Source organism: Ramlibacter albus (assembly GCF_014297445.1).
Taxonomy (GTDB): domain Bacteria; phylum Pseudomonadota; class Gammaproteobacteria; order Burkholderiales; family Burkholderiaceae_C; genus Ramlibacter; species Ramlibacter albus.
On record NZ_JACORU010000020.1, the window covers coordinates 1 to 20,194 of the forward strand.

General features: G+C 66.0%; 24 protein-coding genes. 6 read left to right on the forward strand and 18 right to left on the reverse strand.

What is annotated here, in order from left to right:
• The first annotated feature begins 166 nt into the window (after positions 1-166).
• On the forward strand, positions 167-610 hold the full coding sequence (locus tag H8R02_RS29335) for a hypothetical protein (protein ID WP_187085488.1): 444 nt from the start codon (positions 167-169) through the stop codon (positions 608-610).
• 75 nt (positions 611-685) lie between these two features.
• Here H8R02_RS29335 and H8R02_RS29340 read toward each other — a convergent pair whose 3' ends face one another.
• Genes H8R02_RS29340 through H8R02_RS29360 form a run of 5 tightly spaced genes read right to left on the reverse strand, consistent with a single transcriptional unit; the run spans position 686 to position 6,321 of the window.
• The gene (locus H8R02_RS29340; RefSeq protein ID WP_187085490.1) at positions 686-1,660 is read right to left on the reverse strand and encodes an ABC transporter ATP-binding protein; all 975 of its coding nucleotides are present in this window, start codon (positions 1,658-1,660) and stop codon (positions 686-688) included.
• Entirely contained in the window at positions 1,657-2,640 is a 984-nt protein-coding gene (locus H8R02_RS29345; RefSeq protein WP_187085492.1) for an ABC transporter ATP-binding protein, read from the reverse strand. Before H8R02_RS29345 ends, H8R02_RS29340 begins: the two co-directional genes overlap by 4 nt.
• Positions 2,640-3,596, reverse strand: coding sequence for an ABC transporter permease (locus H8R02_RS29350; RefSeq protein WP_187085494.1), 957 nt, complete (start codon positions 3,594-3,596; stop codon positions 2,640-2,642). Before H8R02_RS29350 ends, H8R02_RS29345 begins: the two co-directional genes overlap by 1 nt.
• On the reverse strand, positions 3,562-4,521 hold the full coding sequence (locus tag H8R02_RS29355) for an ABC transporter permease (protein ID WP_187085496.1): 960 nt from the start codon (positions 4,519-4,521) through the stop codon (positions 3,562-3,564). The genes H8R02_RS29350 and H8R02_RS29355 overlap by 35 nt, the downstream gene beginning before the upstream one ends.
• Before the next feature lie 6 nt (positions 4,522-4,527).
• Positions 4,528-6,321: a peptide ABC transporter substrate-binding protein gene (locus H8R02_RS29360; protein WP_187085498.1), complete on the reverse strand. Its 1,794-nt coding sequence runs from the start codon at positions 6,319-6,321 to the stop codon at positions 4,528-4,530.
• A gap of 161 nt (positions 6,322-6,482) precedes the next feature.
• Between H8R02_RS29360 and H8R02_RS29365 the strand changes: the two genes are divergently transcribed.
• From H8R02_RS29365 to H8R02_RS29380, 4 genes are read left to right on the forward strand one after another with little or no spacing between them, the layout of a single operon-like run.
• The gene (locus H8R02_RS29365; RefSeq protein ID WP_187085500.1) at positions 6,483-7,748 is read left to right on the forward strand and encodes an amidohydrolase; all 1,266 of its coding nucleotides are present in this window, start codon (positions 6,483-6,485) and stop codon (positions 7,746-7,748) included.
• A 25-nt stretch (positions 7,749-7,773) separates the two neighbouring features.
• Positions 7,774-8,007, forward strand: a complete 234-nt coding sequence (locus H8R02_RS29370) for an AbrB/MazE/SpoVT family DNA-binding domain-containing protein (protein WP_255429637.1) — start codon at positions 7,774-7,776, stop codon at positions 8,005-8,007.
• On the forward strand, positions 8,007-8,408 hold the full coding sequence (locus tag H8R02_RS29375) for a type II toxin-antitoxin system VapC family toxin (RefSeq protein WP_187085502.1): 402 nt from the start codon (positions 8,007-8,009) through the stop codon (positions 8,406-8,408). The genes H8R02_RS29370 and H8R02_RS29375 overlap by 1 nt, the downstream gene beginning before the upstream one ends.
• A 22-nt stretch (positions 8,409-8,430) precedes the next feature.
• Positions 8,431-8,586, forward strand: coding sequence for a hypothetical protein (locus H8R02_RS29380; protein ID WP_187085504.1), 156 nt, complete (start codon positions 8,431-8,433; stop codon positions 8,584-8,586).
• A 7-nt stretch (positions 8,587-8,593) separates the two neighbouring features.
• Here the strand turns inward: H8R02_RS29380 and H8R02_RS29385 are convergent, their stop codons facing one another.
• The 8 genes from H8R02_RS29385 to H8R02_RS29420 all read right to left on the reverse strand — a co-directional run bounded on the left by H8R02_RS29385 (position 8,594) and on the right by H8R02_RS29420 (position 15,167).
• On the reverse strand, positions 8,594-8,935 hold the full coding sequence (locus H8R02_RS29385) for a hypothetical protein (RefSeq protein WP_187085506.1): 342 nt from the start codon (positions 8,933-8,935) through the stop codon (positions 8,594-8,596).
• 351 nt (positions 8,936-9,286) lie between these two features.
• Positions 9,287-9,766 carry a tetratricopeptide repeat protein gene (locus H8R02_RS29390; RefSeq protein ID WP_187085508.1) on the reverse strand — a complete coding sequence of 160 codons (480 nt, stop codon included), beginning with the start codon at positions 9,764-9,766 and terminating at the stop codon, positions 9,287-9,289.
• A 27-nt stretch (positions 9,767-9,793) separates the two neighbouring features.
• Positions 9,794-10,045 carry a hypothetical protein gene (locus tag H8R02_RS29395; protein ID WP_187085510.1) on the reverse strand — a complete coding sequence of 84 codons (252 nt, stop codon included), beginning with the start codon at positions 10,043-10,045 and terminating at the stop codon, positions 9,794-9,796.
• Positions 10,046-10,253: 208 nt separating this feature from the next.
• A complete protein-coding gene (locus H8R02_RS29400) occupies positions 10,254-11,573 on the reverse strand; it encodes a TRAP transporter large permease (RefSeq protein WP_187085512.1) in 1,320 nt (439 codons plus the stop codon).
• A complete protein-coding gene (locus tag H8R02_RS29405; RefSeq protein WP_187085514.1) occupies positions 11,570-12,055 on the reverse strand; it encodes a TRAP transporter small permease in 486 nt (161 codons plus the stop codon). Before H8R02_RS29405 ends, H8R02_RS29400 begins: the two co-directional genes overlap by 4 nt.
• A gap of 45 nt (positions 12,056-12,100) precedes the next feature.
• Positions 12,101-12,805 (reverse strand): fumarylacetoacetate hydrolase family protein, encoded by a 705-nt coding sequence (locus tag H8R02_RS29410; RefSeq protein ID WP_187085516.1) that lies wholly within the window; start codon positions 12,803-12,805, stop codon positions 12,101-12,103.
• Positions 12,802-13,839, reverse strand: a complete 1,038-nt coding sequence (gene gtdA / locus H8R02_RS29415; protein ID WP_187085518.1) for a gentisate 1,2-dioxygenase — start codon at positions 13,837-13,839, stop codon at positions 12,802-12,804. The genes H8R02_RS29410 and gtdA overlap by 4 nt, the downstream gene beginning before the upstream one ends.
• The gene (locus H8R02_RS29420) at positions 13,836-15,167 is read right to left on the reverse strand and encodes an FAD-dependent oxidoreductase (RefSeq protein WP_187085520.1); all 1,332 of its coding nucleotides are present in this window, start codon (positions 15,165-15,167) and stop codon (positions 13,836-13,838) included. Before H8R02_RS29420 ends, gtdA begins: the two co-directional genes overlap by 4 nt.
• Before the next feature lie 54 nt (positions 15,168-15,221).
• Between H8R02_RS29420 and H8R02_RS29425 the strand changes: the two genes are divergently transcribed.
• Positions 15,222-15,671, forward strand: coding sequence for a MarR family winged helix-turn-helix transcriptional regulator (locus H8R02_RS29425; RefSeq protein ID WP_187085522.1), 450 nt, complete (start codon positions 15,222-15,224; stop codon positions 15,669-15,671).
• Here H8R02_RS29425 and H8R02_RS29430 read toward each other — a convergent pair.
• From H8R02_RS29430 to lipP1, 5 genes are all read right to left on the reverse strand, one after another.
• Positions 15,655-15,948, reverse strand: coding sequence for an antibiotic biosynthesis monooxygenase family protein (locus H8R02_RS29430; protein WP_187085524.1), 294 nt, complete (start codon positions 15,946-15,948; stop codon positions 15,655-15,657). The genes H8R02_RS29425 and H8R02_RS29430 overlap by 17 nt on opposite strands.
• A gap of 14 nt (positions 15,949-15,962) precedes the next feature.
• Positions 15,963-16,292 carry a 2Fe-2S iron-sulfur cluster-binding protein gene (locus H8R02_RS29435; RefSeq protein WP_187085526.1) on the reverse strand — a complete coding sequence of 110 codons (330 nt, stop codon included), beginning with the start codon at positions 16,290-16,292 and terminating at the stop codon, positions 15,963-15,965.
• Positions 16,293-16,380: 88 nt separating this feature from the next.
• On the reverse strand, positions 16,381-17,859 hold the full coding sequence (locus H8R02_RS29440) for a glutamine synthetase family protein (RefSeq protein ID WP_187085528.1): 1,479 nt from the start codon (positions 17,857-17,859) through the stop codon (positions 16,381-16,383).
• The gene (locus H8R02_RS29445; RefSeq protein ID WP_187085530.1) at positions 17,856-19,238 is read right to left on the reverse strand and encodes a Rieske 2Fe-2S domain-containing protein; all 1,383 of its coding nucleotides are present in this window, start codon (positions 19,236-19,238) and stop codon (positions 17,856-17,858) included. The genes H8R02_RS29440 and H8R02_RS29445 overlap by 4 nt, the downstream gene beginning before the upstream one ends.
• Positions 19,235-20,176 (reverse strand): LipP1 family hormone-sensitive lipase, encoded by a 942-nt coding sequence (gene lipP1 / locus H8R02_RS29450; protein WP_187085532.1) that lies wholly within the window; start codon positions 20,174-20,176, stop codon positions 19,235-19,237. The genes H8R02_RS29445 and lipP1 overlap by 4 nt, the downstream gene beginning before the upstream one ends.
• Between the last annotated feature and the right edge of the window lie 18 nt (positions 20,177-20,194).

Genomic DNA, 20,194 nt, shown 5'->3' on the forward strand with positions numbered 1-20,194 from the left:
CTGCGGCGCTGGTCTTTCAAGATGACCTCTACGGAATCCGTATTCCTAGTCGTACTCACTGTCCTTCTCCTATCTCGAAAGATAAGCGATAGAACGGGTCCGGAGAATCAGGGGGCTAGCTCACGACAAGCACATCCTCACGGAAGACGAAGTTCTAGAAGACTTCTTGCGGTATCTCATCGAGCGCTATTGCACTCCGACTTTCTATCTTTATCAGGTAATTTACATCGGTGGATCGGTGCAGGTCGCGTCTCTGCTCGATCGCAATCGCACGGAGCACTTCTTCGGCCCCGAGAAAGATGTGATCTGTGTGCTGGACGGCGATCAGGCTAAGCAACCGCACGCTGGCGGCAACAACATCCTTTGTATCCCGCTCGATAGCGTCGAGAAGGCACTCTATGCCGCATTCAAGGCAGGCGACATCCCTTGCGCAACTGACTTGAACAGCCGTACGTTCCATCCAAACGGCAAGGAGCTGTTCAACGAGCTGCTTCGGATTGGCGTGTTCACTCGCAGGCAGGTGTTCGAGTTCTTGTGCTCTCGGCACGAGAACGAGTTGTCTGCTTTCGCCGGGAAGTTGTCTGGGTTTCTCGGTGGGAAGGTAACCTGAAGAGACCTATGCGGACCGCATCGTGCAGGGGTGCGCTCCGCTGCGACGACCAGGACCCCGTCTTCAGGGGGCACGCTACCCCCGAAAGTGACAAGCCACCCGATGCCCCGGCCCCGCCTCCTTCAACGGCGGCTGCTCCGTACTGCAAATCGGAAACTGCGCAATCGGACACCTTGTATGAAACCGGCACCCCCCCGGCGGATTCAACGGGCTCGGCACATCCCCCTTCAACACAATCCGCTTCCGCTTCACCTCCGGATCCGGCAGCGGCACCGCCGACAGCAGCGCCTCCGTATACGGATGCAACGGCTTCGCATACAAATCCTTCGCCGGCGCAATCTCCGCAATCCGCCCGAGGTACATCACCGCCACGCGATCACTGAAGTGCTCCACCACCGACAGATCGTGCGCGATGAACAGGTACGTCAGCCCCAGCCGCCCCTGCAAATCCTGCAGCAGGTTGATCACCTGCGCCTGCACCGACACATCCAGCGCCGACACGGGCTCATCGCACACCACCAGCTTCGGGCTCACCGCCAGCGCCCGCGCAATCCCGATCCGCTGCCTTTGCCCACCTGAAAACTCGTGGGGATACCGCCGCAAGTGATCGGCATTCAACCCCACCAGCTCCAGCAACTCCACCACGCGATCCCGCGCCGCCTGCGGGTTCGGCGCCAGCTTGTGGATCACCAGCGCCTCCCCCACGATCGCACCCACGGTCATCCGCGGGTTCAGCGACGCATACGGGTCCTGGAAGATGATCTGCATGTCCCGCGCAAGCGCACGCAACTGCTCCTTGTCCTGCGCCAGGACGTCCTTGCCTTCGAAGAACACCTCACCGCCGGTAGGCTCGATCAACCGCAGCACACACCGCCCCGTGGTGCTCTTGCCGCAGCCGGATTCGCCGACGAGGCCCAGCGTCTCGCCGGGCGCAATGTCGAAGCTCACACCATCGACGGCATGCACCTTTCCGACAACGCGCTTGAGCACGCCGCCATGCACCGGAAAGTGTTTCTGCAGGTTCCGGACTTTCAGCAAAGGCTCTGTCATGCGGGGATCTCTTCGGCGCGGATGCAGGCCACCTTGTGGCCGGGTTCGATCTCCACCAGCGGCGGCGTGATGCCGCGGCAGGTGTCCACGGCCCACTTGCAGCGCGGCGCGAAGCGGCAGCCTTCGCCGGGCGAGATGAGCTTGGGCACGGTGCCCGGGATGGTCTCGAGCTTGCCGCGGTCGTGGCGGTTCTTGTCCACGCGCGGGATCGAGCGGATCAGGCCCTGCGTGTAGGGGTGCCGCGGCCGCGCGAAGAGCGGCTTCACCGGCGCCTCCTCCACGACCTTGCCCGCGTACATCACCACCACGCGCTGCGCCATCTCGGCCACCACGCCCATCGCGTGCGTGATGAGCATGATCGACATGCCCATGCGCTCCTTCAGCTCCTGCATCAGCTCCAGGATCTGCGCCTGGATCGTCACGTCGAGCGCGGTGGTCGGTTCGTCGGCGATCAAGAGGCGCGGGTTGCACGACAGCGCCATCGCGATCATCACGCGCTGGCGCATGCCGCCGCTGAACTGGTGCGGGTAGTCGTGCACGCGCCGCTCCGGCTGCGGGATCTGCACCAGCTTGAGCATCTCGATGGCATGCTCCAGCGCGGCCTTCTTGCCGTAGCCGCTGTGCAGCCGCACCGACTCGGAAATCTGGTCGCCCACGGTGTACACCGGGTTCAGCGACGTCATCGGCTCCTGGAAGACGATGGCGATCTCCTTGCTGCGGATCTTCTGCATCGCCTCCGCCGGCAGCGGCACCAGGTCCTGCCCCTGCCACATCACGCGGCCCGCGACGATGCGCCCCGGCGGCATCGGGATGAGCTTGAGCACGGTCATCGCGGTGACGGACTTGCCGCAGCCGGACTCGCCCACCACGCACACCGTCTCGCCGCTGTCCACCGAGATGTCCACGCCGTCCACGGCGTGCAGCCAGCCGTCGTCGGTCTGGAAGTGGGTCTTCAGGCCTTGTATGTCGAGCAGTGCCACTACATCACCTTCCGCGGGTTCAGCGCGTCGAGCAAACCGTCGCCGACGAAATTGATCGCCAGCACGGTCAAAAAGATCGCGATGCCGGGGAAGAGGGACCAGTGCGCAGCCACGTCCATGTAGTCGCGGCCGTCATAGAGGATTCGGCCCCACGTCGGGATGTCGGGCGGGAAGCCCAGCCCCAGGAACGAGAGCGTCGACTCCGCGATGATGGCCGCGGCCACGTCGATCGTGGCGGCCACGATCACCGGGCCCAGGCTGTTGGGCAGGATGTGCCGCAGCACCTGGCGCGACGTGGTGGCGCCGAGCGCGCGCGCGGCCTCGACGAACTCCTTCTCCCTCAGCGAGAAGAACTGCGCCCGCACCAACCGCGCCACCGGCATCCATCGCAACCCGCCGATCACGAGCACGATCAGGATGAAGATGCCCACCTCCAGCCCGAACATCTGCTTGAGCGGCTCGCGGAACAAAAAGATCAGCAGCAGCAGCAGCGGCAGCGAGGGCAGGCTGAGGAACAGGTCCGTCACCCACATCAGCACCGTGTCGACCCAGCCGCGCGACATGCCGGCCAGCGCGCCGATCAGCACGCCGATGCTGATGGCCGTGAGCATCGCCGCCATACCCACCGCCAGCGAGATGCGCCCGCCGTACAGGACGCGCGCGAGCAGGTCACGCCCGAGGTCGTCGGTGCCCAGCGGGTGCTGCAGGCTCGGGCCCGCGAGGCGCGCCTTGAAGTCGATGTCGTTGATGCCGACCTTGTAGACGAGCGGCCCGATGATCACCGACAGCACCAGGAAGCCCAGCACCCACAGGCCGATGTAAGCGAGCTTGTGGCGCTTGAAGCGCCGCCACGTGTCGCGCCACAGCGAGCTGGGCTTCGCCGAAGTACCTACAGGCTCCGCCGCGGCCGCCGCGGGCGTTTCAACTGTAGGTGATGCGAGGGTCGAGCCAGCCATACAGGATGTCCGCAACGAGATTGAAGAAGACCACCAGCGCGCTCAGCACGAACGTCACAGCCATGATGACGGGCGTGTCGTTGCGCAGGATCGCGTCGATCAGCAGCGAGCCGATGCCGGGGATGCGGAAGATCTGCTCGGTGACGATGGCGCCGCCGAAGATGGCGGGCAGCTGCAGCATCACCAGCGTCACCACCGGGATCAGCGCGTTGCGCACCACGTGGTGCACGATGACCGCTTGCTCGGCCAGCCCCTTGCTGCGGGCCGTGGTCACGTAATCGAGCTTGACGACGTCCAGCACCGCGGAGCGCACGTAGCGCATCCAGCTCGCGCCCTGGAACAGCCCCAGCACCATCACCGGCATGATCGACTGCTTGACGTGCTCCCAGATCCACGGCCAGCCGCTGCCTGGTATGTCCGCGCGGTAGACGAAGGGCAGCCAGCCGAGCTCGATGGAGAAGAGCAGGATGAACAGCACGCCGGTGAAGAACGTCGGCAGCGAGAAGCCCACGAACGCCACCGTGCTGGCGATGCGGTCGAACCACGAATAGGGCTTGACGGCCGCGAGGATGCCCACCGGCAGCGCGATGAGCAGCGCCAGCAGCTGCGACGCGCCGATGACCGCCATGGTCACCGGCAGGCGCTGCAGGATCAGCTTGTCCACGTCGATGCGGCTGACGAAGGAGAAGCCCCAGTTGCCCTGCGCCATGCTGGACGCCCAGTGGAAGTAGCGCTTCCACACCGGGTCGTCCAGGCCGAACTGCGCGCGCAGCGCGGCGCGCACCTCGGCCGGCACGTTGGGGTTCTGCGCCAGGTCCTCGAACGGGTCGCCCGGCGCGAGCGCGAGCACGGTGAAGAGCACGATGCTGATGCCCACCAGGCTGGGCAGCATCAGCACCAGGCGGCGGATGAGGTAGCGGCCCACCCTACGTCAAGCCGACGCCGTATGCCAGTGCGCCAGCGCCCACAGGTCGTTGTCCCACCCGGAGGAGTGCACGACCATCCGGCTGCTGACCGCCTGCACGCGCGGGCGGCCCACCACCGGGATGATGTGGTGGTCGGTGCACACCAGGTCGTTCATCCGGATGAACAGCGCTGCCCGCTTGGCGGGGTCCAGCTCGTTCTCGGCGGCGTCGTACGTCTTGTCGTACTCGGCGCTGCGCCAGCGGCAGATGTTGCGGCTGGCCCACTTGTTGGCCTTCTGCGCGCACTGGTCCGACTTGAACTGGTTCATGAACACCTGCGGGTCGGGGTCCGTCATGGTGGTCGTGTACATCTGCACGTCGGTCCAGAACTTCTGGTACGTGTCGGGGTTGGCCACGTCGGAGCCGAAGAACACGGCGGCCGTCACGGACTTCAGCTCGAGGTCGATGCCGGCCTTGGTGGCGGCGTCCTTGACGATGGCCTGCGTCTTCTGCCGCGGCTGGTTCACCGAGGTCTGGTAGACGAACTTGAGCTTCACGTTGCCCTTGGCGCGGATGCCGTCCGGCCCTTTCTTCCACCCGGCCGCTTCGAGGATCTGGTTGGCCTTGTCGATGTTGAACTCGTACTTGAGGTTCTTGCTCTGCACGCGCGAGGGCGCGTTCAGGAAGTTCGCCGTGGCAAAGCCGGTGCGGCCGTAGATGAAGTCCTGCACGCCCTTGCGGTCCACCAGCAGCGCCATCGCGTCGCGCACCGCCTTGTCCTGGAAGGCGGGGTGCTTGCTCTTGATGCTGCCGCGCTCGCCGTCCACCTCGTTCCAGGGGTCGGTGGTGTTGAGCAGGATGAACTCGATGTTGCCGGTCTGCGTGATGGTGACCTTGCCCTTGCCGCCGGTTTCCAGCCGCTTGAGGATCTCGTCCTCCACCTGCAGGTTCCAGGCGTAGTCGTATTCACCCGTTTGCAGGACGGCACGCGCGGCGCCCACGGCGTCGCCGCCGCCCTTCATCTCGATCGCGTCGAAGTGCGGCCGGTTGGGGATGTGGTAGTTGGGGTTGGCCTCGCCGCGCACCATGTCGCCCGGGGTGAAGCCCGTGATGCGATACGGGCCGGTGCCCACCGGCTTGATGTTGGCCGGTGCCTCGCGCGACTTCGCGCCGACGTAGGGGCCGAACACGTGCTTGGGGATGATCATGCCGCGCGGGCCGGAGAAGGGCTCGGCCCAGTACGGCGTGGGTTTCTGGAAGTGCACGCGGACGGTGTGCGAATCGACCTTTTCCACACGGATGTGGTTGTAGGTGTCGATGGTCACGGTGGCCGTGGCGGGGTCCCTCGCGTATTCCCAGGTGAAGACCACGTCGTCGGCGGTGAAAGGCTGGCCGTCGTGCCAGGTGACGCCACGCTTGAGCTTCCAGGTGATCGTCTTCAGGTCGGCCGACACGCCGCCGTTTTCGCGGGTGGGCGCCTCGGCCGCGAGCACCGGGATCATGTTGCCGTCGGCGTCCCACGAGTTCAGCGGCTCGTAGAAGATGCGCGAGCCTTCCTGCTCCTTGGTGCCGGCCGCGAAGTGCGGCTGCAGGTGCACGGGGCCCTGCCACCAGAGGATCTTGAGCGTGCCGCCGCCGCCGCGCCGGGTGGGCCGGTAGGCGGGCATGGTCTGCGCGCTGGCCACGCCGTAATGCATGAGCATCATGCCGGCCATCGGCGCGGTGAGGCCCAGCGAGATCATCTTCTGGACGAAGCTGCGGCGGGGCAGCTTGCCCTCGCGGACTTCTTCGACCAAAGCACGGATAGCACGTTCGTCCATGGCAACTCCAATGTCTTTATTGATGCGTGCGAAAGAATGCGCGCAACGCCCTGAATGCGGCTCAGTGAAAACGCTTAGTGCAGCTACGCAAGCAACGTGCCCGCGCTTCACGCGGGGCGCGGCCGGTGCTGTAATGGCACCGCACACGAAGGAGTTTTTCGATGGACGCAGCAGTCACCCCCGCCCATTCCCTGGCCGCCCTCGTCGAGGAGGCGGCCCGCGCGCTGGAGCCGCGCGTCATTGCCTGGCGGCGGGACATCCATGAGCACCCGGAGCTCGGCAACCGCGAGGTGCGCACGGCGGGCATCGTGGCCGAGCACCTGCGCAAGCTGGGCCTCGACGAGGTGCGCACCGGTGTGGCGTACACGGGCGTCGTCGGCCTGCTGAAGGGCGGCAAGCCGGGCCCGGTGGTGGCGCTGCGCGCCGACATGGACGGCCTGCCTGTCACCGAGGAGACGGGCCTGCCCTTCGCATCGAAAGTACGCACGCAGTGGCAGGGGGAAGAGGTGGGCGTGATGCATGCCTGCGGCCACGACTGCCACGTCGCCATCCTGATGGGCGTGGCCGAGATCCTGGCCGGCATGCGCGATCAGCTGCCCGGCACGGTCAAGTTCATCTTCCAGCCCGCCGAGGAGATGCCGCCGGCCGGCGAGGAGGGCGGTGCCAGGCTGATGATCCAGGAGGGTGCGCTGGAGAAGCCCGTGCCCAAGGCGATCTTCGGGCTGCACGTCAGCTCGCGGCTGAACGCCGGCACCATCGGCTGGCGCGAGGGGCCGGTGATGGCGAGCTCGGACCCGCTGGAGATCGAGGTGAAGGGCAAGCAGACGCACGGCGCCGCGCCGTGGCTGGGCGTGGACCCGATCCTCACCTCGGCGCAGATCGTGATGGGGCTGCACACGCTGGTGTCGCGCACCGTCGACATCACGCGCGAGCCGGCGGTGGTGACGGTTGGCAGCATCAAGGGCGGCAACCGCGGCAACATCATCCCGGACGGGGTGCGCATGCAGGGCACGATCCGCACCTTCGACGAGGGCATGCGGGATGACTTGCATGAGCGCATCACCACGCTGGCCGAATCCATCGCCAAGGGCAACCGCGCGGAATGCCGGGTGTGCATCAACAAGGGTTACGACGTCACTTACAACGACCCGGCTTTGACGGCGCAGTTCGTGCCCACGCTGGAGCGCGTGGCTGGTGCGTCAAACGTGGTGCGCGTGGACAAGGTGACCGGCTCGGAGGACTTCTCGTTCTTCCAGAAGCTGGTGCCGGGGTTGTTCTTCTTCGTCGGCGCTACGGCGCCGGGGATCGACCCGACGAAGACGTATTCGAATCACTCGCCGAAGTTCATGGTGGATGAGGATGCGCTGTTGCAGGGGTTGCGCGCCCTCACGCACGTGACTTGTGATTTCCTGGAGGCGAATGCCTGATCGAGCGACGCATTACAATACGTACATGGGTAAGGAATTGACGGAATCCACGCTCACCGCCAAGGGCCAGACGACGGTGCCAGCCGACGTCCGGGCGCTCGTGCACGCCGAGCCAGGCACGCGACTCGTCTGGTCCGTAATGCCTGACGGAACCATCATCGTTCGTGCCAAGACGAAGTCCATCCTGGACATGGCCGGGCTGCTCAAGGCGCCGAAAGGCAAGCGCGTTACTGTCGACAAGATGAGCCCTCTGCGCTGATGCCGGCGCTCGACACCAACGTCCTCGTGCGATTCGTCGTTCGCGACGACAACACCCAACTCGCAGCTGCGCGAAGGTTGATCGAAGCTTGCGTGGCACAGGGATCGGAGCTGTTCGTGCCGGCAACGGTCGTGCTCGAACTGGAGTGGGTGCTGCGCACGAGTTACGGCTTCGGCAAGGAAGTCGTGCTGCAGGTGCTCGCGGGCCTGTTCTCGACCGCCGAACTCGTGTTCGAATCGGAGCAGGCGCTCGAGGTGGCGCTGCAACTCTACCGCGACGGCTCGGCGGACTTCGCCGACTGCGTCCACATTGCACTGTCGGCCCAGGCTGGTGAGCTGCCGTTGTGGACATTCGACAGGAAAGCGGCGCGGATCAACGGTGCGCAGATGCTGGGGCGCTGACTAACCCACGTACTTCACCGGGTTGTTCTTCTTCGTCGGCGCGACCGCGCCGGGGATCGATCCGACCAAGACGTACTCGAATCACTCGCCGAAGTTCATGGTGGATGAGGATGCGCTGCTGTTGGGGTTGCGGGCGCTGACGCACGTGACTTGCGATTATCTGGAGGCGAACGGCTGATCCGAAGTCAACGCAACGAATCCACTCGAACCGTGGGATTGAAATGCGCAAGTAACAGGTAGTCGTTCCACCCGAGCCTTCCCTGGAGAACCACGATCCAGCGGTGGCTCAACCAGGATCGCATCGCTGCATTCTGGTTGATAGCTGCCAACAACTCGCGCCAAATGATTCCAGGACGGGTGGCATCGATCGAGAGATTGCAGTAGTCACGAGCGGCATTGACCCGAACTGCGACACTGCCTCTGGCGCTACCCGCTACTGCATGGATCACGTGAAGCAGGGTGTCGATGCGAGACAGCGCCGAAGGCGCACCGATGCCCTGGATTTGGATATCGATCAAACGTGACATGGCGTCAACGGGTCAGATTCCAACTTCAAGGTCCGAGGAGTGGGCATCGAACTACTCTCGGTCACGATCACCACTGGTTGAAGGCGGCTGCGCCGGAGATCAGCACAAGTACGGCGACCACGAGTCCAAGTGCAAGCGCGAACGCAGTCAAGGGGCGGCCTGACATGACCGGGTGATGACGGCGGAAAAGTGCTTGGACACCGGGGACTACAAAAGCGAAACATGCGCCGGCTACGAGCGCCAGCACGAAGAAACCGGGGCCTGAATTCCCAACGACGGAGCTGACAATGAGCCCGACTGCAAGGCAGGGGCCGAGCAGCCAAGACGCTTTCTCGATGACTCGCTCTCTATTCATGCGCGAATGCCTCGATCTGCAAGAAATTGCACGGCGTCATCATCCCCCGCACGCGCGGCGCTTTTCACCAGTTCGAGCCCATCGACAGGCAGCGAAGGCATGCCATTGATGGCAGCCATCAGATTCAGCCCGTGAAGGAACATCGCCTTCGCGTGACCACGATCAGCTGCTTCCTTGAAGAGGGCGGCGGCACGGTACGTGTCGCGTTCGACGAGATCGCCGGCATCGTAGCAGGCTCCCAATGCGTAGAGCGCGGGCGGGTACCCAGCTTGCGCAGAGCGGGTCAAGAGTTCGAGGCTTCGCTTCTCGAACTCGGCATCCGATTCAGAGCCGGCGATACTGAACGTTGAATACAGGAATAGCGCTTCCGGAACACCGTCTCTCACCAGCGGCGCCAAAAGCCTGGACGCCCGCTTGAACTCCCCGCGCTCCATCTCGGCGCGTACCTGACTCAATCGCTTTTCGAATTCACCCATGCGGAACTCATCAGGTACTCGACTCGTTCAAACGGGATCCAGCTTCTGCCCATTGAGCGTGACATAGACATCATGAAGATGCGTCGGCGCCCCCGGAGCGTAGACCGTCAGAAGCGAGCCGGCGTATCCCACGGTGAATTCTGGAACTCCGCCCATTTCCTGGCACTCCGCGTGCACCTTTACCTGCGCGTGCGCAGGCATTTCGAAGGATTCCGCGTAGGGCTCCAGACTAAATCGGACCGGCACGTCCGATTCGTTCCAGAGCGCGATAGTGACCATGAGCACTGTTGAAGCCACCGTTTCAGGATGTCGCGCACACAACTTCGCACCCGGCCGCACCTCGTTGCGAGGCACAGCCGCCCTCCTGGACTGCTACTGCTTACTGCTGCGCGCGAGTGTAATGAGGGCCTCGGCGCGGCTCAAGAATCGGCGCGAGGCGGGTTGTACCCGCGCCACTTCATACTTCCGGCTGGGTTGCGCGGTGTCGCTAACCCACGTACTTCACCAGCCACAAAGAAATTGCCGGAAAGAACAGGAGCAGCAACGTCCGCAGCGTGTCGCTCACCAAAAACGGCATCACGCCACGGTAACTCTCGGCGATCGGCACATCGCGCGCCATGCCGTTCACCACGTACACGTTCAATCCAACAGGCGGCGCCAGCAGCCCGAACTCCACCACCATCAGCACCATGATGCCGAACCAGATGGCCACCGACTCCTTCGGCATCCCGAAATCCAGCCCCATCACCATCGGGAAGAAGATGGGGATCGTGAGCAGGATCATCGACAGCTCGTCCATCACCGCGCCGAGCACCACGTAGAACAGCAGGATCGCGGCCACCACCATCAGCGGCGACAGGCCCCAGCTGCCGACCACGGCCGCGAGCTGGTTGGGCACCTGCGTGAGCGCGAGCGCGGAGTTCATCAGGTCCGCGCCGATGAAGATCAGGAAGATCATCGCGGAGCTCTCGGCCGTGGCGTAGAAGCAGTGCTTGAATTTCTGCCACGTGATCTCGCGCTTGATCAGCGCTGCGACGAAGGTGGAAGCCGCGCCGACACCGGCGCCTTCGGTGGGCGTGAACAGGCCGCCGTAGATGCCGCCGAACACGATGAGGAAGATGATCGCGATGGGTGCGATGCCCCAGAACGCGTGCAGCGTGAGCTTCGTCGGCTCGTCGTCCACATCCGGCGCATGGCCGGGCACGAGGCGCACGTAGACGGCGATGGCGGCCATGTAGCCGAACATCGCGATGATGCCGGGGATCATCGCCGCGGCGAACAGCTTGGCGATGTTCTGCTCGGTAAGGATCGCGTAGATCACGAGCGGCACCGACGGCGGGATCAGGATGCCCAGCGTGCCCGCGGCCGCGAGCGTGCCGGTGGCGAGCCGCCCCGAATACCCGTGGCGCTTCATCTCCGGCAACGCCACCGAGGTGATCGTCGCCGCCGTCGCCACCGACGACCCGCAGATCGCACCGAACGCAGCACAGGCCAGCACGGCCGCCATCGCGAGGCCGCCGCGGAACCGCCCCATCACGCCCGCCGCAAACTCGAAGAGCGCCTTGCTGATGCCGCCCTGCGTTGCGAAGTGCCCCATCAGGATGAACAGCGGGATCACCGACAGGTCGTAGCTCGCGAAGCGCGCGAAGGCCTGGTTGTCGAGGAAACTCAGGAACGGGTGCCAGCCCGTCTGCATCACGTAGCCGATGGCACCCGCGACGAACATGGCGATGGAGATCGGCGTGCGGATCGCCATCAGCACCAGCATGATGGCGAAGATGACGAGGGTCAGCGCCAACGGGCTCATGCGTGCGCCTCCGGCTCTTCCGCGGGGAAGCCGAAGGCTGCTTGCCACAGGCCGATCACGGTCGTGAGCACGAACGCCGGCACCATCGCCGCATAGACGATCCACTGCGGCACGCCGAGCATCTGGCTTTCCGAATGCGTGGTCCACGCGTTCCAGCCGCCCAGCGACGTGCGCCACGCAAGCGCCGCGAAGCAGATGGCGAGCATCAGCGCGCCGAAGCGGTCCAGCGCGTCATTGGTGCGCTGGCTGGCCTTGGCGGTGAAGAAGTCGACGATGATGTTGCCGCGGCGGACCTGGCACCACGGCATGAAGAGGGCGATGGCCGCGCCGGTGGCCACGCCGGTGAGTTCGAAGTCACCGACGAGCGTCCAGCCCGTGGTGTTGCGGCCGATCAGGCTCGCGCAGGTCATGAGCGTGATGCCCGTGAGCAGCACGCCGGCGAGGACCGCGCAGGCCTTCGCCAGGATTTCCAGGACGCGCAATCGAAGCTCCTCTTCTTTTTATGCTGCGCGTCCCGGAGGTGTCGGTCAGCGCGCAGCGGCGATTGTGACCGAAAGCGGGGTCAGCCCCGCCACGCCGCCTTCGAGCTTGTCGCCCGCCACGACGGCGGCCACGCCTTCGGGCGTGCCCGTGAAGATCAGGTCGCCGGGCGCCAGCTCCCACGCGGCGGAGAGGTGCTCGATGATCTCGCCGAGGTTCCAGATCAACTTGCTGACGCTGCTTCGCTGGCGGTCCTGGCCATTGACCTTGAGGTAGATCTCCGCGTTGGCGATGTCACCGGCCTGCGCGGCGGGCGTGATCGGGCCGATGGGCGCGCTCTGCTCGAAGCTCTTGCCGATCTCCCACGGGCGGCCCTGCTTCTTCATCTCGCCCTGCAGGTCGCGGCGGGTCATGTCCAGGCCCACGGCGTAGCCCCAGATGTGCTTCATCGCATCGGCGGCCTTGATGTTGCGGCCACCCGTTCCGATGCACGCCACGAGCTCGATCTCGTGGTGCAGGTCTTTGGTGAGGCTCGGGTAGGCGATGGTGCCCGTCTCGCCCGCGTTGACAGGCACGACGGCATCAGCGGGCTTGAAGAAGAAGAAGGGCGGCTCACGGCCGGTGAAGCCCATCTCCTTGGCGTGCTCCACGTAGTTGCGGCCCACGCAGATGACGCGGCGCACCGGGAAGCGCTCGCTGCGGCCGACGACGGGGACGCTCGCGGCGGGTGCGGGGGGGAAGACGTAACTCATGACAACCTTTCTTCGTGGTGGATGCCCAGCGCCTGCTGCACGGGGCGGTCGGAATAACTGAACAGCACGCAGCCGCGCTCCGACTGGAGGCGGGCAGTGTGCCATGACGGAATGACGAAGTGGTCGCGCGGGCCGAATGCGAACGTTTGTTCGTGGTCGCCGCGGGTGACGGTGACGCGGCCTTCGCCCTCGACCACGCTGTAGATACCGCCGTCGGTCTGGCGCCACGGCTTGCCTGTGAAGCCCGCGGGCAGCTTCTGCATGAAGGTGCCGATGGTGGGCATGGGCCAGCCGCCGGTGAGCGGGTTGGTGTAGCGAAGCTTCACGCCGTCGTACGGGTCGATGGGCGCGGAGGTCTCCAGTTGGTCCAGCGCCTCGCGGCTGCGCTCGTAGGGGTAGCTGAAGATCGGCGACGTGGCGCCGTAAGGCGAGTCGTGCCGCACCGGCGCCATGTTGTGGCCGAAGCGCGCGAAGCTGGTGCCTTCGGGGCGGCTCAAGGTCTGCGACTTGCGCGTGTCGTTCTCGGCGAAGCCCGCGTCGAAGAAACGGATGATGGGGATGTCGAGGCCGTCGAGCCAGACGACCGGCACGTCCGAATCGTTGCCGTGGTCGTGCCACGTCCAACTCGGCGTGATGATGAAGTCGCCGGGCTGCATCGTGGTGCGCTCGCCGTCCACAGCGGTGAATGCGCCGGAGCCTTCGACGATGAAGCGCAAGGCGCTTTGCGTGTGGCGGTGGCTCGGCGCGATCTCGCCGGGCAGGATCAGTTGAAGGCCGGCGTACAGCGATTGCGTGATGGCCGACTGGCCGCGAAGCGCCGGGTTCTCCAGGATCAGCACGCGGCGCACGGCCTCTTCGGCGGTGATCGCTTCGCCCGCGCGCATGAGGAAGGGCCGCACCTCGTCGTATTTCCAGAAGGCGGGCACGCACGGCGTGTTCGGCTTCTGCGGCACGAGGGCGTGCAGCACCTCCCACAGCGGCGTGAGGTTGTGCGGGTTCATGTCCGCGTACAGCTGTTTGCGAACTTCGTTCATTGAACGTCCTTGCCGAGGTAAGCGCCTTCGTGTTCGAGGCGCGATTGCAGGTCCTTCACGTCGACGCTCGCGTTGCGCAGGTGCAGGTGCGCGGCAATGCCGGCCGCCTGGCCCATCACGAAGCAGGCGCCCGTCACGCGCGCGGCCGACTGCGCCTCGTGCGACATCGACGCGCAGCGGCCCGCGACCCACACGTTGTCCAGGCCCTGCGGCACGGTCATGCGATAGGGCAGGTGGTTGAAGCCGCGGCTTTCCGGAATCTTCGGCCAGCGGAATTCCACGTCGCCCTTCAGGTGCAGCTCCAGCGGCCAGCCATTGACGCCGATGGTGTCGTCGAAGCTCGCGCAATCGAGCACGTCGCTTTCGGTGAGCTGGTATTGGCCGCGGATGCGCCGCGTCTCGCGAATGCCCACCTGCGGGGCGATGTCGACGATGTAGCTCTTCTCGAAGCCGGGCACTTCGCGCAAAAAGCCGGCCACCTCCGCGATCTGGCGGCGGCCGAGCATCTCGGCTTCGCTCAGCTCGATGGCATCGGTGCCGTCCATCGCGTCGCCATGTTCGTTGGCCAGCTGCGTGAGATTGACGCGCCATTCGATGCCGCTCTTCTGCGGGCGGATGATCGGCGTCTTGCGCGGGAACTTGTAGCGGCCTTCTTCTTCGGCCTTGAGCATCAGTGCGGGGATGGTCTTCCACGCCTCGCCCGCGCGCACGGGGTCGACGTTGTTGATGCGGAACATCGTCGAGGGGTAGAGCATGTTGCCTTGCCCGTCGCCCTTGTCGAACTTCGCGCCGGCCCAGGCGCACAGGTCGCCGTCGCCGGAGGCATCGATGAAGGCCTGGCCCAGGATGGCACGGCGGCCCGACTTGGTTTCGACGAGCAGCGTGGTCACGCGCCGCTCGCCATCCATCACGATCGCCGAAGCCCACGCATGGAACAGCACGTGCACGCCGGCCGCCAGCATCAGGTCATCGGCGGCGATGTTGTACGCCGCCGTGTCGTAGGCCTGCGCCACCGTCTTGCCGAACAGGTTGTGCGGCGTGTTCAGGCCGCCGAGCCGGTCGATGCGCGACAGCAGGTCGTCGGCGACGCCGTGCACCACCTGCTTGATCTCCCCGTGCACGTTGGCATGCAGCCCGCAGAAGTTGGTGACGCCCGCGGCGGTGCCCATGCCGCCCAGGAAGCCGTAGCGTTCGACCAGGATGGTGGAGCGGCCGTTGCGCGCCGCCGCGACAGCCGCGGCCATACCCGCCGGGCCGCCACCCAGCACGACGACTTCGTATTCGCCGTAGACCTGGGTCTCCCGTCTGGGCTCGATGATCGCGGTCATTGAATGCTAAGCATACATAGTAATCCCTCGCGCCTCAAGCTAAACTCGCCGGCCATGACGCGTGCCTTCGACTTCCGCCATGCCCCGGGCCACCTGATCCGCCGCGCGCACCAGGTGGCGGTGGCGATCTTCATGGAAGAGATGGAGGACCACGACGTCACGCCGGTCCAGTTCGCCATCCTCAATGCGCTGATCGATGACCCGGGCGAGGACCAGGTGACGCTGGCACGCCGCGTTGCGTTCGACGCGGCAACCTCGGGGTCCGTGATCGGCCGGCTGGAAGCGAAAGGCTGGATACGCCGCGAAGCCGATAGCAACGACAAGCGGCGCAAGCTGCTTTGGGTGACCGAAGAGGGCGCGAAGGCGGCGCAGCGCATGAAGCGCGCCGTGACGAAGGCCCAGGCGCGCATCCTCGGCCCGCTGGACGCGGCCGAGCGCGAGCAGTTGGTGACGCTGCTGGACCGGCTCGTGGCCGGCCACGACGCCTTCAGTTCACCGGATTGAAGTGCTCCACCAGCGGCGGCTGCGCGAAGAACGGCCCGATGATCGCGCGCCACTCGGTGAACAGCGGCCCCTGGCGGAAGCCCACGGTGTGGTCCTCCAGCGTGTCCCACTCGATCGTGAGGATGTAGCGCTCCGGCGTCTCGATGCAGCGCTGCACGCGCGCGTTCTTCGCGCCCTTCGCACGCGATGCGACAGTGGCGATGGCGCGCGTGATGGCTTCTTCGAATTCGGCCTGCTTGCCGGGCTGGATGCGGATGTCGGCGATCTCGAGGACCATGTTTCTTTCCTTCTTCAGTACTGCGTGGGCGGCAGGTCGACCTCGAGTCCATCGAGGGCGGCCTTCAATTCGATCTGGCACGAGAGCCGGCTGTGCGGCTGGCGCTCCGCCGCCGTGAACCCGAGCATGCCATTTTCTTCGTCGGAGGGCGGCGGCAGCTGCTGGGCCCAAGGTGCGCGCACGTAGACGTGGCAGGTGGCGCAGGTCATCAGGCCGCCGCAGTCGGCGGCGATGCCTTCGATGTTGGCGGCCACGGCGGCCTCCATCAGGCTCTTGCCTTCCTTGCCCTTCACCTCGGCGTGCTGGCCCGCGTGCGGGCCGTACAGGTGGATCGTGATCGTCATCTGCCGTCGCCGGGCCGCCCCAAGACGGCAGAAGCCCCCTCGGGGGGCAGCGAACCTCGCGCAGCGGGGAGCGTGGGGGCCAACATTTCTAGAAGCGGCCGAAATACTCGCGGCGCTGGAAATCGTCCTTGTCCTCGGCGGCATCGAAGCGGTCCTGCTCGGCCTGCTTGATGCGCGAGAAGTAGTCGATGAAGGCCGGGCCGAACGCCTTGCACAGGACCTCGTCGCGCTGCAGTGCCGCGATGGCGTCGCCCAGGCGCGTGGGCAGCGGCTCGGCGCCCGCGCCATACGGCGACTCCGTGGCGGGTGGCGCCGTGAGGCCGCGCTCGATGCCGTCCAGCCCCGCATGGATCTGCGAGGCGAAGTAGAGGTACGGGTTGGCGGCCGGCTCGCCGATGCGGTTCTCGATGCGCGTTGCCTCGTCGCCGCACTCCCCCACCACGCGCAGCATCGCGCCGCGGTTGTCGCGGCCCCACAGCACCGACTGCGGCGCCAGCGCATTCGGGCGGAAGCGGCCGAAGCCGTTGGCGGTCGGCGTGCAGAACACCGTCATACCCTGCGCATGCGCGAGCAGGCCGGCGAGGTAACTCTCGCCGATGCGTGACAAGGTGCTGGATGCCTGCAGCGGTGTCGAGCCTTCGGCCGGCGAGTCGCGCCGGAACACGTTGCGGCCCGTCTTCGCATCCACCAGCGACTGGTGCAGGTGCCAGCCACTGGACATGATCGTCGGGAAGGGCGGCCGGCACATGAACGTGGCGTGGTAGCCCGCGCGCAACAGCGCCATCTTCACCGCATTGCGGAACAGCACCATGTTGTCGGCGGCTGTGAGCGCATCGGTGGCTTCGAACACCGCCTCCACCTGGCTCGGCCCGAACTCCACTTCCAGCGACAGCAGCGGCAGCCCGAGCGCCTGCGCGGTGCGCTGCACGATGCGAAGCGGCTCCTCGCTCATGTCGAACCAAGCTTCGGCCAGCAGGTTGTAGCCGGGGTGGATCATGCGCACCTTGGGCGGCAGGCCGTTCCACGCGGCGAGCTCGGGGTCGAGCTGCGGCGTGGTGTCCTCGATGCGGTAGATGTGGAACTCGACTTCGAGGCCGCACTTCATCGCGTAACCGGCGGCGTGCAAGCGCTCGAGCGCGCGTTGCAGCACGTAGCGCGTGTCCAGTTCGACCGGCTTGCCGTCGGGGTAGTGCGGCTGGCCGCGCAGCCAGCCGGTGGCGGTGGTCCACGGCAGCTGGCGGAAGCTCTCGGGGTCCGCCATCAGCAGGAAATTGTTGGCGAAGCCGAAGCCCGGCAGGCTCGCCGTGCCGCCGGGCTCGAACACCTTCCAGGCCGTGCGGTCCGACGTGTCCTTGAGCATCAGCGTGCTGACCAGGCCGACGCCTTCGCGCATGGCCTTTTCCGCCGCAGGGGCCACGAGCGTCTTGCCGCGCAGCACGCCGTGCAGGTCGCACCACACGAAGCGCACGAGCTCCAGGTTGGCGGCCTTGATGATGCGCACCGTCCGCGCGAGCGCTTCTTCGCGCGCGGCGTCATGGATGCGGCATTGCTCGGCGAACGACGTCATGCCGCCACTGCCGGCCCCGGTGACTTCGCGATCCACGGCGCGTGGTCGCGCTTGGCCTGCACCTGTTCCTGCCACCACGTGCCCCACGTTCCCGCAGGTGCGATGCCATCCACCGTGTCAGGCCCTTGCATCTGCGACGCGACGGAAGCGTCCGCGCACCCGGGCGCCACGCCGCCGGCCTGCACGATCTCGATCGCCTTCAGCAACACGCGCCGGTTGGCCATGATCACCTTGTCGCTCGTGCCCAGGTGCTCGCGCGTGCGGTCCTGGATCGGACCCATGCTCTCCACGGCCCACTGGTCGTGCACGTTGATGTCTTCCTCGCCCATGCCCAGGTACGTCTGCGACCGCTGCTCGTCGGGGTTGAAGCCCCACTGGTTGTGGCGGCCGCTTTTCGGGACGTAGTCGGGCAGCGAGATGAACTGCAGCCGCTGGTTGCGCATCGCCTCCTTGTCCACCGGCCCCGCGAAGCTCGTGAAGATCGAATACCAGTACGTGTGCGTGTCGTCCACCGGCACGTGCATCTGCGTGATGGTGAGCGTCTCCGACAGCGGGATCACGAACGTGTGCGGGAAGATCGCCTGCGTGATGCGCACGTGCGTGAGCTGCTCCGTCATCTGCCGCAGCGCGGTGAGCTGCAGGCCCCAGGGCTTGTTCTCGAAGGAGATCTCGGGCTGGTGGAACTCGCGCATGATCCGCGTCATCGGCCAGCGCTCGCCTCCAAAATCGCCGGCGCTCGCGCTGCGGAACTGCTTGCCGGCCGCGTTGTCGCCGATGCCTTCCAGCGGTGCGTCGTTCAGGAAGCGGTGCAGGAACGAGGGATGCGCAGGGTCGATCCCCACTTCGAAAGCCTGCAGCCAGTTGCAATGCCACAGGCCCTTGAAGGCGAAGGTGTGGGTCGACGGCGCGGCGAAGCAGTCGAAATTGGGGAAGGGCGGTGCCTTGCCTTCCTCGCCGAACCACGCGAAGAGGATGCCGCTCTTCTCGACGACCGGGTAGCTGCGCTGCGTGACGCGCTCGCACAGCTTGCTGCCCGTGGGCTCCGCAGGCGTTTCAAGGCAACGGCCGGTCGCGTCGAACTTCCAGCCGTGGAAGGGGCAACGCAGGCCGTCGCCTTCGTGCCGGCCGAACGAGAGGTCGGCGCCGCGGTGCGGGCAGTCGCGGTCGAGCAGGCCCCAGCGGCCCTGCGCGTCCTTGAACAGGACGAGGTCCTGGCCCATCACGCGCACGGCCTTCACGGGCCGCTTCTCCATGCGCGGGTCGAGCACGGGGTTGAACTCGTCCACCAGCGCAACGGGCTGCCAGTAGCTGCGCAGCACCGCGCCGCAGGCCGTGCCCGGGCCGATGCGCGTGAGCAGCTCGTTCTGCTCCGCCTTCACGGCTGCAGCGCCTGCTTCAGTTGCGTGGCGCACATCTGCACCGCCACGTTCGCCTCGTCGATCACCTTGCCCATCGTGATGAAGCCGTGGATCTGGCGCTCGAAACTCACGAGCGTTGCCGTATTGCCGGCCTCGGTCAGTTTCTGCGCGTATGCAATGCCTTCGTCGCGCAGCGGGTCGTAGCCGGCGGTGAGCACGAAAGCCGGCGGCAAATTGCGCAGGTCCTCGTGCAGCAGCGGCGATGCGCGCCAGTCGGACACGGGGATCGGGTTGCCGAAGTAGTGGCCGTCGTAATAGGTGATGCTGTCCTTCGTGAGCAGGTAGCCCTGGCCATTCGTGGTGTGCGAAGGCATTTCGCGGCGCGCATCGACCGTCGGGTAGATCAGCAGCTGGAACTTGACCGGCAGGCCCCCTTCGTCGCGCGCGGCGATCGCGACGACCGCCGCGAGGTTGCCGCCCGCGCTGTCGCCGCCCACCGCAAGCCGCGCCGGGTCGAGGTGCAGCTCGCCGGCATTCGCGTGTACCCAGCGCGTGGCCGCGACGCAGTCGTCGCACGCGGCGGGGAACCGGTGTTCGGGCGCGAGGCGGTAGTGCACGGCCACCACGGCGCACCCCGAGGCATTGCTGAGCTCGCGGCACAGCACGTCGTGCGTGTCGAGGTCGCCGATGACGAAGCCGCCACCGTGGTAGTACACGAGCACGGGCAATGCGTCGGTGGCCCGGCTGCCCGCGGGGCGGTACAGGCGCAAGGGGATGTCGCCTGCCGGGCCCTTGGCCTTCAGCTCGCGCACGGCCGCTACGTCGGGCGGCGCGGGTTGCGTGACCGCCCGGCGAACCAGGTAGAACTCTCGCGCCTGTTCGGCCGTGAGCGTGTGCACGGGCGGGATCTTCTTTTCCTCCATCAGGCGCAGCAGGGCGGCGGCTTGGGGGTGCAGCATGGCTCGTCTCCTTCAAAT